13 protein-coding genes are annotated in these 11,639 nt (G+C 71.5%); 6 read left to right on the top strand and 7 right to left on the bottom strand.

The genetic code is table 11. The features are described from left to right. Positions 1-237 precede the first annotated feature (237 nt). Positions 238-612 (bottom strand): ArsR/SmtB family transcription factor, encoded by a 375-nt coding sequence (locus ACZ4Z4_RS25150; RefSeq protein ID WP_468331370.1) that lies wholly within the window; start codon positions 610-612, stop codon positions 238-240. 152 nt (positions 613-764) lie between these two features. On the opposite strand from ACZ4Z4_RS25150, the gene ACZ4Z4_RS25155 reads away from it, so the two are divergent. Beyond that, positions 765-1,844: an NADH:flavin oxidoreductase/NADH oxidase gene (locus tag ACZ4Z4_RS25155; protein ID WP_468331373.1), complete on the top strand. Its 1,080-nt coding sequence runs from the start codon at positions 765-767 to the stop codon at positions 1,842-1,844. A 113-nt stretch (positions 1,845-1,957) separates the two neighbouring features. Next, positions 1,958-2,260 carry a DUF3040 domain-containing protein gene (locus tag ACZ4Z4_RS25160; protein WP_468331376.1) on the top strand — a complete coding sequence of 101 codons (303 nt, stop codon included), beginning with the start codon at positions 1,958-1,960 and terminating at the stop codon, positions 2,258-2,260. 30 nt (positions 2,261-2,290) lie between these two features. Here ACZ4Z4_RS25160 and ACZ4Z4_RS25165 read toward each other — a convergent pair whose 3' ends face one another. Together ACZ4Z4_RS25165 and ACZ4Z4_RS25170 are read right to left on the bottom strand one after the other, a co-directional pair. Further along, positions 2,291-2,554, bottom strand: a complete 264-nt coding sequence (locus ACZ4Z4_RS25165) for a GlsB/YeaQ/YmgE family stress response membrane protein (protein WP_468331379.1) — start codon at positions 2,552-2,554, stop codon at positions 2,291-2,293. 128 nt (positions 2,555-2,682) lie between these two features. Further along, complete coding sequence (locus ACZ4Z4_RS25170) at positions 2,683-3,066, bottom strand: VOC family protein (protein WP_468331383.1); 384 nt, start codon at positions 3,064-3,066, stop codon at positions 2,683-2,685. A gap of 77 nt (positions 3,067-3,143) precedes the next feature. Between ACZ4Z4_RS25170 and ACZ4Z4_RS25175 the strand changes: the two genes are divergently transcribed. Beyond that, complete coding sequence (locus tag ACZ4Z4_RS25175; RefSeq protein ID WP_468331386.1) at positions 3,144-3,497, top strand: WhiB family transcriptional regulator; 354 nt, start codon at positions 3,144-3,146, stop codon at positions 3,495-3,497. A 54-nt stretch (positions 3,498-3,551) separates the two neighbouring features. Here the strand turns inward: ACZ4Z4_RS25175 and ACZ4Z4_RS25180 are convergent, their stop codons facing one another. The 4 genes from ACZ4Z4_RS25180 to ACZ4Z4_RS25195 form a co-directional block, all read right to left on the bottom strand. After that, positions 3,552-3,920, bottom strand: a complete 369-nt coding sequence (locus ACZ4Z4_RS25180) for a DUF6479 family protein (RefSeq protein WP_468331389.1) — start codon at positions 3,918-3,920, stop codon at positions 3,552-3,554. Positions 3,921-4,013: 93 nt separating this feature from the next. Continuing rightward, positions 4,014-4,832, bottom strand: coding sequence for a transporter substrate-binding domain-containing protein (locus ACZ4Z4_RS25185; RefSeq protein WP_468331392.1), 819 nt, complete (start codon positions 4,830-4,832; stop codon positions 4,014-4,016). Positions 4,833-4,917: 85 nt separating this feature from the next. Continuing rightward, positions 4,918-6,495, bottom strand: a complete 1,578-nt coding sequence (locus ACZ4Z4_RS25190) for a M81 family metallopeptidase (protein ID WP_468331395.1) — start codon at positions 6,493-6,495, stop codon at positions 4,918-4,920. Next, positions 6,492-7,694, bottom strand: coding sequence for an ROK family protein (locus tag ACZ4Z4_RS25195; protein WP_468331398.1), 1,203 nt, complete (start codon positions 7,692-7,694; stop codon positions 6,492-6,494). Before ACZ4Z4_RS25195 ends, ACZ4Z4_RS25190 begins: the two co-directional genes overlap by 4 nt. A 205-nt stretch (positions 7,695-7,899) precedes the next feature. Here ACZ4Z4_RS25195 and ACZ4Z4_RS25200 point away from each other — a divergent pair, with 205 nt between their 5' ends. Genes ACZ4Z4_RS25200 through ACZ4Z4_RS25210 form a run of 3 tightly spaced genes read left to right on the top strand, consistent with a single transcriptional unit; the run spans position 7,900 to position 11,608 of the window. Continuing rightward, positions 7,900-9,750: a peptide ABC transporter substrate-binding protein gene (locus ACZ4Z4_RS25200; RefSeq protein ID WP_468331401.1), complete on the top strand. Its 1,851-nt coding sequence runs from the start codon at positions 7,900-7,902 to the stop codon at positions 9,748-9,750. Then, positions 9,747-10,706, top strand: coding sequence for an ABC transporter permease (locus ACZ4Z4_RS25205; RefSeq protein WP_468331403.1), 960 nt, complete (start codon positions 9,747-9,749; stop codon positions 10,704-10,706). Before ACZ4Z4_RS25200 ends, ACZ4Z4_RS25205 begins: the two co-directional genes overlap by 4 nt. Beyond that, positions 10,703-11,608, top strand: coding sequence for an ABC transporter permease (locus ACZ4Z4_RS25210; protein ID WP_468331407.1), 906 nt, complete (start codon positions 10,703-10,705; stop codon positions 11,606-11,608). Before ACZ4Z4_RS25205 ends, ACZ4Z4_RS25210 begins: the two co-directional genes overlap by 4 nt. The last annotated feature ends 31 nt before the right edge of the window (positions 11,609-11,639 follow it).

Raw genomic sequence — 11,639 nt, forward strand, 5'->3', positions numbered from 1 at the left:
GGCGGGCGGCGACGGAAGGGACGCGGCTCGGGGCGTCCGTCGCGGCCGCGGAGTCGCACGCCGGCGCCCGTGTCGTTCCCCGGCACTCCTGTCGTCGCGGAGGCCGCGCAGGGCGTGGTCGGTCAGTGCGACCGGTTGGTTCGAGAGGGAGCTGCGGCCGTTCCAGGCCGCGCTGCGGGCCCGGACGCCGCCGGTCACCGAGGAGTCCTTCGCGGTCAGGGCGGCTGACGGCCCGGCTCAGCCCGCGTCGCCGAGCCGGTCGGCCTGGCGGGCCGCCGCGGCCAGGACGCTGTCGAGCAGGCCGGGGAAGAGCGCGTCGAGGTCGTCGCGGCGCAGCACGTTCAGCTTGGCCGTGCCGCGGTAGAGCTGCCGGATGACGCCGCTCTCGCGCAGCACCCTGAAGTGGTGCGTGCACGTGGACTTGGTGACGGGCAGCTCGAAGTAGGAACAGGAGAGTCCGGCCGCGCCCTCCTCCCGGGCCAGCTCCCTGACCACCCGCATCCGCATCGGGTCGGCGAGGGCGTGCAGCACGGCTTCGAGGCGGATCTCCTCGGGCTCGGGGTGGGCGAGCGTCCTGCTGCTCGCGCTGCCGGTCGCGGCGGCGGTCGTCATGGCGGCTCCACTTCGTCCTGTGCGCCCCGGGCGCTTGGTCCCCGGGCGATCCCTGCGCGCCATTGTACGAGAACCGTCGTAGTTTGACATCTGCCGTACTACGAGGTCTATCGTACGAGGAGCACATCAGCCCCGACGAATGGGAGCCCGCCGTGAGCGCGCTGTTCGAGCCCTACACCCTGCGATCGCTGACCATCCCCAACCGGGTCTGGATGCCCCCGATGTGCCAGTACTCGGCGGCGCCGGACGGGCCCGCGGCGGGCGTCCCGCAGGACTGGCACTTCGCGCACTACGCGGCGCGCGCCACCGGCGGCACCGGCCTGATCGTCGTCGAGGCCACCGCGGTGAGCGCCGAGGGCCGCATCAGCCCGTACGACCTGGGCATCTGGAACGACACCCAGGCCGAGGCGTTCCGCCGGATCACGGACTTCCTGCGGACCCAGGGCACCGTCCCGGCGATCCAGCTCGCCCACGCGGGCCGCAAGGCGTCCACCGACCGGCCGTGGAAGGGCGGCGCCCCGGTCGGCGCCGACCAGTACGGCTGGCAGCCGGTCGCACCCAGCGCGGTCGCCTTCGACGAGCGGCACCCCGTGCCGACGGAGCTCACCACCGAGCAGATCCGCGAGATCGTGGAGCAGTTCGCCGACGCCGCGCGCCGCTCGCTCGCCGCGGGCTTCGACGTCGCCGAGATCCACGGCGCCCACGGCTATCTGATCGGCGAGTTCCTCTCCCCGCACAGCAACAGGCGGACCGACGAGTACGGCGGCTCGTACGAGAACCGCACGCGCTTCGCGCTGGAGGTCGTCGACGCCGTGCGGGCCGTGTGGCCCGAGGACAAGCCGCTGTTCTTCCGCATCTCCGCCACCGACTGGCTGGAGGAGGCGGGCTGGACGGCGGACGACACGGTCCGCTTCGCCACCGAGCTCAAGGAGCACGGCATCGACCTGCTCGACGTCTCCACGGGCGGCAACGCCGCGGGCGTCCGGATCCCCGTCGAGCCCGGCTACCAAGTCCCGTTCGCCGCACGGGTGAAGGCCGAGACGGAGCTGCCGGTCGCCGCGGTCGGTCTGATCACCGAGGTCGAGCAGGCCGAGAAGATCCTGGCCAACGGCGAGGCGGACGCCGTCCTGCTGGGCCGTGAGCTGCTGCGCGACCCCTCGTGGGCGCGGCGCGCGGGGCGTGAACTCGACGCCGAGGTGCACGTGCCGGACCAGTACCACCGCTCCGTCTGAGGGCACGGGCGGACCGGCGGGCGGAAGCGCCTGTCCGGTCCGCCCTGTTAGTCGCTTCCGGCCCTGGGCACCCGGGTGGCCAGACCACCTCCACCCGCGCAAGAGGGGCGACGATGTCGACAGACCGGCTTCCGGAGCACGAGCAGCGCATCCTCGACGAGCTGGAAGCCGCTCTGCGGAGCGACCGCCGGCTCAAGACCCGCATGTGGTTCCTGCGGGCCGGGCGCCGCGTACGCGCGGTGCTCATGCATACGCCGCGCCCGCTCACCGTGGCCTTCTTCGCGACCGTGTCCTGCACGCTCCTCGTCATCGGCATCCGCACGTCGGCCCCCGGTGTGATCTGGGCCTTCGCCTTCCTGTGGCCGCTCACGCTGATCGGGGCCCTGCGGCTGCTGTGCCGGTGGACGGAGCCGTGAGACGGGCTCGCGGGGGTCAGCGGCGCAGGTTCAACGGCGCAGCTTCACCCGGTCGAGGGCCGCGACGCCGAGAGCTGCCAGAGCGATCTGGATGAGCCACTCGACCCAGTCCACGCCGTCGGTGTCGGCCACGCCCAGGCCCGCCGCCACGGCCGTGCCGATGAGCGCCGCCACGATGCCGACGACGATCGTCCACAGCAGGCCGATGCGCTGGCGCCCGGGGAGGACGAGCCTGCCCAGAATGCCGATGAGGGCGCCGATCAGAATCGCGCTGATGAGTCCCGAAATCTCCATCACTGCCCCTTCGTCGGTGAATTCGTCACTGTGTTCGGAACCACCGAGTGCCCGGGGAGAGCTCGCGCAATCCGGTCCGGCACGGGCTCACGCCACGGCCGGCCCGGCGCTCACTCGGAACGGGGCGCTCACTCGGGGATGGCGGCCAGCGTGAAGGAGTGCCCGGCGGGGTCGGAGTAAGTGCGGCTGTCCCGTGGCCCGTTGTTGTTCTTCGTGTCCACGGGCCGCGCGCCGAGACCGACCGCCTCGCGCTCGGCCTCGTCCATGTCGTGCCGGGCCACCATGATCCTGAGGTGCGCCTGCTGCGAGTCCTCGGGGCGGGGCCAGCTCGGCGGGATGTAGTCGCGCTCCCTGTGTACGGCCAGGCAGACCCCGTTCTCGTTGGTGACCTCTACGTAGTCGGGGTCCTTGCTCAACTGCACCTCGGCGCCCAGCAGTCCGGCGTAGAACTCGGCGAGGGCTTCGGGCTCCGAACAGTCCAGTACGAGCACGGTGTTCTTTTGGACGGTCATGGTGGCCGGGTCCCCCTCCCCGCTCCCCCCAAACGGCTGCCGGTTTCCGGGCTTTGACCCTGGGAACCCGCGCGGGCATGGAGTTGTTGAGCATGGAGTGGCTGGAGAAAGCCGCCTGTACCGAAGAGGATCCCGACCTGTTCTTCCCCGTCGGCACGACGGGACCCGCCGCACGGGAGACCGCTGCCGCCAAGGAGGTCTGCGCCCACTGCGAGGTGCGGGTGCAGTGCCTGGCCTGGGCGCTCAAGGCCGGGGAGACCGGCGTGTGGGGCGGGACGTGCACGGAGGAGCGGGCGGACCTGCGGAGAAAGGCACAGTGGGCGCACTCGGCCCGGTCGGCGCGCGCCGCCCGGTCGGAGCGGTCCACGCGGGCGGAGCGGTCCACCAGGCCCGCGCGGTCGGGGCGGTCCGCGCGGTCCGTGGCGACGTGACGCCGCAACGGACCGCGCGCTGACGGGGGCTTGGTTACAGGGCCCTCGGAGGTCTCACCCGCGCGTGCCGGGGCCACCGCTGCCGAAGGCTCCGCTGCTCCCCCGGTTCCAGCGCCGGCGCCGCTGGTCGTCGCTCCGCTTGGAGGCGACGTTGCCCGAACCCTTCAGCTGATGAGGGGTCAGCCTGCCGCCGTCCCGCGGGACTTCGTCGGGTTCGCGGTGCTCCACGACCGCCCCGGCGGGCCCTTCGGCGGGCAGCCGGGGCTGCTCCTGCGGTTTCGGCGGACGCTGCTCCCTGCCGCGGACCCGGATTCCGAACCAGACGGCCCAGATCAGCAGGACGGCGATCCCCAGACCGGTCAGGAACGGTGCGAGCCCGCCGCCGGGCACGGCTGCCAGATGTTCCACGCTGAGATACGTCATGGGCGCCGGGTACCCCCGCCGTCCGTCAGGAAAAGCCCGCGCGCCCCGGCAGGACCCGCTCGTGGCGGGCCGCGCCCGCCTCATCCACCGCGCTCACCCCAGCCACTCGGCCTCGTACTGCGCGTACGTCCCGTCGTGCGTCGCGAGGTGCACGAACTGGTCGACGTACGCCTTGAACTCGTCGTCGCCGCGCGGCATCGCGTACGCCTTCTCGGCGAAGGTGAAGGGCTTGTCGGGATGGAGCGAGCACAGTTCCGGGTGGATCTTCGACTGGTAGAGCGTCTCGCTCGCGTCCGTCATCATCACGTCCGCCCGGCCGTCGATGATCTCCTGGAAGATCGTGGTGTTCTCCGGGTGCAGCTTGATCGTGGCCCGCTTGATGTTCGCCCGGGCGAACTGCTCGTTCGTGCCGCCGGGGTTGACGACCACGGTCGTGCCCGGCTTGTCGATGTCCGCGAGTGCGCCCGCCCCGAACGCGTCCTTGTCGGCGCAGCGCACGATGGGCGTCTTGCCGTCCTCGCGCGTGGGCTCGCTGAAGTAGACCTGGCGGGCGCGCGGCAGGGTGATGGAGACGCCGCCGACGCCGATGTCGCAGCGCCCCGCCGCCACGTCCTTGGTGAGGTTCGCCCAGGTCGTGGCGGTGAACTTCGGCTTGGCCGCCAGGCTCTTCGCGAGGTCCCGCGCCATCTTGATGTCGACGCCGCTGTACGTTCCGTCGGCGGGGTCCAGCTTCGTGAAGGGGGCGTAGTCGCCGGTCGTGCAGACCTTCAGGACACCGTTTCTCGGCACGGTGTCCAGGAGGCTGCGCGCGTGGTGGCCGTCCGGGCGGCGGACCGCGTCGGGAGAGGCGGGCGCGGCGGCCGTGACGGCCAGCAGGCAGACCAGTGCGGACAGGGTGGCAGCACGCTTCACAGGGAGCTCCTCTGCGCTACGGACGGACGACGGCGGCTCGGCGGGATCACCTTCGCAGACCCGTTCGCGCGGGTGAAGCCCCTTCTCAGGGAGCGAGCGGGGTGAGCCGTGCCGGGGTCAGGTCGGGCGTCCCGCCGTCGTACGCGTCCTCGTCGAACGGGTACAGCGGCCGCTCCACCCGGTGGTGGCCGAGGCGCCGCAGGTTTTGGTCGACGCCGCCCGGGGTGAGGGCGAGGAGCCAGTCGGCCGCCATGGCGTGGAGTTCGGGCTCCAGGTAGCCGATCTTCACGACCACGAGGTCGTACGTACGGGGGTCGATGCCGAGGCCGCCCTCCGCCGGGCCCATGAAGTCGGCGAGCGTGTGGAAGGCCTTGCGGCGCGCGACGAGGATGACGGTGAGGCCGCCGCTGCGCACGGCCGCCATGTCGACGCCCCGGTCGTACGCGCCGCCCTCCGCGCCGTCCTTCCGGTCGGCCGCCTGCTGCAACGCGACGACGGTGCCGGTCAGTTCGTACGGTCCGCCATGGTTCCTGTCGACCTTGCCGCCGACGCTCAGGGTGACCTCCGCGCCCACGCCCGCGTCGAAGCAGTGGGCGACGGCTGCCGGGTCGGTGATGCCGGGGTGGACCGCGGTGACCCGGCCGTCGCGGATCGCGTCGTTCTCCAGCAGCTTGCCGAGCATGTACGCGAGGTCGCCCGCGCCGCCCGCCGTCGGGTTGTCGCCCGAGTCGCTGATGAGGAAGGGCCGCGCGGACGACTTCACCGCCCGCTCGACGCACTCCTCGGCGGTGCCCGTCGGGCCGACGAAGACGAAGTCGCGGCGTGCGTCCCAGTAGCGGCGGGCCAGCTTCTCGGCCTCGGCGGCGGCGAGTTCGGCGTCGTCGCCGGTGACGACGACGGCGGCCCGGCAGCGCGGTTCGTCGGCCCAGGCGTAGCCGACCCACAGTGCGGCGTCGAGGATGCCGGGCAGCCGCTCGATCTCGGCGAGCGAGGCGTAGAGGGACCTGGCGGGCTCCAGGCGGGTGCTGGTCTTCTCGCCGGGCAGGAGGACCGGGACCCGCACCCAGGCGCGGTGCGGCCGGGTGCCGTCGAGGAGGCGGCGCACGAGGTTGCGGGCCGCGCGTTCGCGGGTCTCCCAGGCGTCCTCGTGCGGGGCGAGGCGGTGGGCGGTGAGCAGGTCGACCGGCTCGGCGAAGCGGCGTGAGACGTTCCCGTGCAGGTCCATGGCGGCGGAGATCATCGGGCGTCCCGTGCCGTCCGGGGTGCCGGCGGAGTCGAGGGCCGCGCGGACCGCCTCGGTGAGGTCGGCCTCGGCGTCGGTGAGACCGATGACGCTCATCGCGCCGTGGATGTCGTAGACCAGGCCGTCGAGCGGGCCCGCCGCCCGTATGCGGGTGACCAGTTCGTCCTTCAGCGTCAGGTACGACTCCGCTTCCACGGGTCCGCCGGGCAGTGCGGTGGCGTGGAGCAGGGGCACCCATTCGACGGTGTCCGCGAGGTCGGAGTCCGTCCGCGTCCATGTGTAGCGGTCGAGGAGCTCCTGGCCGCGGGTCTGGCGGAAGTCGTCGGTGGTGGAGCGGTGCGGGCAGAACGTGGACGACTCGATGCCGATGCCGCCGATGCCGATGCGCAGGCGGCGACGGTTCGCGGAGGAGGGGGTCATGCGGGTGCGCTCTCTTCCTGGGGTGCGGGGGCGGGGGCGGCCGGCGGGGTGGAGGTGGGGAGGTGGCGGCCCAGCGCGGTGAGGCCCGCGCCGAGCAGTCCCGCGTCGGGCCCCGTGGCGGTGGTGGTGATCTCCAGGTCGGCCGTGGCGAGGGGCAGGCAGCGTTCGTAGAGCACCCCGCGCACGGCGGCGACCAGGGGTTCGGCGGTGGCGAGGACGCCGCCGAGCGCCACGGCCTGCGGGTTGAAGAAGTTGACGACGACGGACAGGACCGTGCCGATGTGCCGTCCCGCGGTGCGGACGAGGGTGGTGGCCTGCGGGTCGCCGTCGGCGACGAGCCGCAGCAGGCCCGCGGTGTCGCTCACTTCCACGCCCTGCGCGCCCAGTTCGCGGATCAGCGCGGCGCCGCTGGCGACGGTCTCCAGGCAGCCGATGTTGCCGCAGCTGCACGGGCGGTCGCCCGCCGCGTCGACGCGGACGTGGCTGATGTCGCCCGCGCTGCCGTTGGCGCCGTCGTGCGGGCGGCCCGCGGAGATGACGCCGCTGCCGATGCCGCGTCCGGCCTTGACGACGACGAGGTGGTCGAGGTCGGGGCGGGCTACGCGGTGCTCGCCGACGGCCATCATCGTGGCGTCGTTCTCCACGGTGACGGGGATGCCGAGCCGCTCGGCGAGGACGTCGCGCAGCGGGTGGCGGTGCCAGCCGGGCATGCGGGACGGGCTGAGGACGAGGCCGGTGGCGGGCTGCACGGGGCCGGGGAAGGCGACGCCGAGCGCGCGTACCGTGCGGCCCTGCTCGCGTTGGCGGGCGATCAGCGTCTCGGCCTGGCCGCAGAGCCAGTCCACCGCGGACTTCGGGCCCGCGGTGATGTCGTGCGGCAGGTCGACGGCGTCGGTGACGGTGCCGCCGAGGCCGACGGCGCCGAGCCGCGCGTGGTGGCTGCCGAGGTCCGCGGCGATGGCGACGTCCCCGTGCGCGGCGACGCGCAGCAGCCGGGGCCTGCGGCCGCCGCGCGAGGCACCCTCGCCGGACTCGGTGAGCAGTCCGGCGTCGACGAGTTCCTGCACGCGCAGGGAGACCGTCGAGGGGGCGAGGCCCAGCTCGCGTACGAGGTCGGCGCGGGACGTGGCCGCTCCCGAGGAGACCAGGTGCACGATGTGCTGCGCCGAGCCGGGCTCGCCGCGTGGTCTTTCGGTCATGCCGCCCCCAGTTGTTTCGGAGTCTTCGTTCGAGATCGGCATGAACTCTAGGTGCGGCTGAACCAAGTTGGCCAGCACGGCCGGGTTTTCCACTTCTTGCCGAAGGAAGCTATTGACTTGGTTTTCGGGCCCGGCCTAGCGTTCGGGCGCCGCCCCGTCGTTCTCCGGCACGGGCCGGCCCCGTACCCCTTGGAGGCCCATCGCCATGCGCTCATTCAGGTCCGCCGGGTCCGCGGCGGCCGCGCTGCTCGTCCTCGCGGCGTCCCTCACCGGATGCACCCGCGAGGGCGGCCGCATCGACATGGGTCCGACCGGTGGCACGCCCGTGGAGGGCGGCACGGCGACGATGGCGCTGCCGCCCGCGGCGACGCCCAACTGGATCTTCCCGATCGGCGCGCCGGGCTATGGTGCCTCGTACAACCACGGGATCAATTCGCTGCTGTTCACTCCGGTGTACGACGCCGTGCAGGACGAGGCCAAGGGCGAGCTGACCACGCACGGGCCCGGGACGCTGGGCCTCGCGCCGAAGTACGGCGACGGCAACAGGACCGTGACGGTGCCGCTGCGCGAGGGCGTCGAGTGGTCCGACGGGAAGCCGGTCACCGCCCGCGACCTGGAGTTCTGGTTCAACCTGGTCAAGGCCAACAAGGCGGAGTGGGGCAGCTATTCGGTCGGCACGATGCCGGACAACGTCAAGCGGTTCGAGACGCTCGACGCCCACACTGTGCGGCTGCACCTGACGCGCGCGTACAACCCGGACTGGTTCACGGCCAACCAGCTCACCCTGTTGCGCGCGCTCCCGCAGCACGCCTGGGGCGCGAAGACCGACGGCGGGCGCATCGGCGACTGGGACCGCACGCCCGCCGGCGCCAAGGCGGTCTTCGCGCGCCTGACGAAGCACGCCAAGAGTCTCGGCTCGTACGGCTCCGACCCGCTCTGGAAGACGGTCAACGGGCCGTGGAAGCTGGCCGGCTGGCGGGACAGCGGGCAGGTCACCATCGTGCCGAACGAGAAGTACACCGGCCCGGAGTCCGAGCGCCCGCGCCTGGACAAGGTGGTCTTCAAACCGTTCACGACGGCCGACTCCGAGTACAACGTGCTGCGTTCGGGCGGCGTCGACTACGGCTACATCCCGCCGTCGGTCCTCGCGCAGAAGGAGAAGTTCCAGGAGAAGGGGTACCGGGTCGATCCGTGGGAGGGCTGGGCGGTGACGTACATCGTCTACAACTTCAACTCCACGCGCGGCGGCCCGCTCATGGACCAGCTCTACATCCGGCAGGCCATGCAGCACCTCGTCGACCAGAAGGCGATGAGTGACGTCATCTGGCAGGGCAGCGCGACTCCGACGCTCGGCCCGGTGCCGGTGACGCCGAAGAGCCAGTACCTGTCCCCGGAGATGGAGCGGAACAAGTATCCGTTCTCCGTCGACAGGGCCCGGCGGCTGCTCGAAGCCCACGGCTGGCGTACGGAGGACGGCACGGCACGCTGCGTACGCCCCGGAACGGGCGAGGGCCGGTGCGGCAAGGGCATCGGGAAGAACGCCCCGCTCGAACTGACCCTGCTCTCCCAGTCGGGGTCGACCGAGACGACGAACATGATGCAGGAGCTGAAGTCGTCCCTGTCCAAGGCCGGCATCGACCTGACCGTGCGTCAGCAGCCGCTGAACTCCGTGCTCGGCAACTCCGTCCCGTGCACGGCGAAGGACCCCGGCTGCGACTGGGACATGTCGTTCTTCGGGACGGCCGGCAGCTGGTACTACCCGCTCAACCCCAGCGGCGAGCAGCTCTTCTCGACGGGTGCGTCCGCCAACTTCGGCAATTACAGCGACAAGAAGGCGGACCGCATCCTGCGGGGCATGCAGTACTCCCCCGACATGGAGCCCGTGCACGAGTACGGCGAGTACCTCGCCGAGCAGCTGCCCGTGATGTGGCTGCCGAACCCCGCGTACCAGGTGTCGGTGATCCGCAACGACCTGCGGGGGATCGAGCAGAACCCGACCGTCACCTTCGCACCCCAGCACTGGTACTACGTCGAGAAGAAGGGAGCCGAGAAGTGACCGGCTTCACCGGGTTCCTGCTCAAGCGCCTCCTCCAGGCGGTCGTCGTCCTCTTCCTGGTGTCGGTCATCGTCTTCGTCCTGCTGCACCTGCTGCCGGGCGGGCCCGCCCGCGCCATCCTCGGCCCGAAGGGCACGCCACAGCAGATCGAGCACTTCAACCACCAGCAGGGGTACGACCGTTCGCTGCCCATGCAGTACGCGATGTACCTGAAGCGGCTGCTCACAGGTGATCTCGGCGATTCCTTCAAACTCAACTCGCCCGTCTTCGACCTGCTGAAGCAGCGCCTGCCCAAGACGCTGCTCCTGACCGTGCTTTCCACCGCGCTCGCCGTGCTCATCGCGGTCCCGCTCGGCCTGCTCCAGGCCGTACGGCGCGGCAAGGCATCGGACTACGCCCTGACCGGCCTCGCCTTCCTGCTGTACGCGACGCCCGTGTTCTTCCTCGGCCTCATCATGATCATCCTGTTCGCGCAGGTCATGCCGATCCTCCCGGCGGAGGCCCCGCAGGGCGAGACGATCGGTGAACTCCTCGGCGACTTCACCGGGTTGATCCTCCCGGTGGTCACCATGGCGTTCGGCATCGTCGCGATGTTCAGCCGCTACATGCGCTCGGCGGTGCTCGACAACCTCAGCGAGGACTACGTCCGCACGGCGATGGCCAAGGGGCAGTCGAGCCGCCGGATCATGGTCAGGCACGTCCTGCGCAACGCCCTGATCCCCCTCGCGACACTCCTCGGCCTCTATCTGCCGACGCTGTTCAGCGGCGCCCTCGTCGTCGAGTCGATGTTCAACTACCCCGGCATGGGCCTGCTGTTCTGGAACAGCGCGCAGGGCTCGGACTTCCCCGTCCTGCTCGGCGTGACGCTCGTCGTCGGCGTCGCCACCGTCGTCGGCTCGCTGCTCACCGACGTCCTGTACGCCGCCCTCGACCCCCGGATACGGAGCGTGGCATGACCACCACCGCTGCCCCCGCCACCGCGCCGGGCCACGAGGACGCCGAGCGGGCCACACCCTCGCTCGCCCGCCGTACCCTGCGCGTCTTCACCGGCAACAAGCTCGCCCTGACGGGCGTGGTGGTGCTGGTCCTGCTGCTGGCGTTCAGCTATCTCGGCCCATGGGTGTACGAGACCGAGCAGGTGCACACCGACCTGTCGCAGGCGAACCTCCCGCCCGGCAGCCCCGGCCACCTCCTCGGCACCACCGACCTCGGCTACGACCTGCTCGGCCGCCTGATGGTCGCGGGGCGGACCTCACTGGAGATCGGCCTGGCGGCGGGTCTCCTCGCCACGCTCTTCGGCACCGTCTACGGCGCGGTCTCCGGCTACTTCGGCGGCTGGGTCGACGCCACGATGATGCGCGTCACGGACGCGGCGCTCGCCATCCCGGCGATGTTCCTGCTCGTCGTGGTCGCCGCCATCGTCACCCCCAGCAAGGGCGTCCTCGTGGTGATCATCGCCGCGGTGGCATGGCTGTCCCCCGCCCGCCTGGTGCGCGGCGAGGCCCTGGCGCTGCGCGACCGCGAGTACGTGCAGGCCATGCGGATGATGGGCGGCGGCGGCACGCGGGCCGTCTTCAGGCACATCGTGCCGAACGCGATCGGCACGGTCATCGTCAACTGCACGTTCCAGATCGCCGACGCGATCCTGTACGTCAGCTACCTCGCGTTCCTCGGCCTGAGCATCCCGCCGCCGTCGGCGGACTGGGGATCGATGCTGTCGGCCGGCATCACCTACACGCAGAACGGCTACTGGTGGCTGATCTTCCCGCCGGGCATCGCGATCGTGCTGGTCGTCGCCGCGTTCAACTTCATCGGCGACGGCCTGCGGGACGCCTTCGAAGTACGGCTGCGGAAATGAGTACGGCTGCGGAACCAAAGGGAGAACCGGG

This window comes from Streptomyces sp. NPDC030245 (assembly GCF_055572995.1).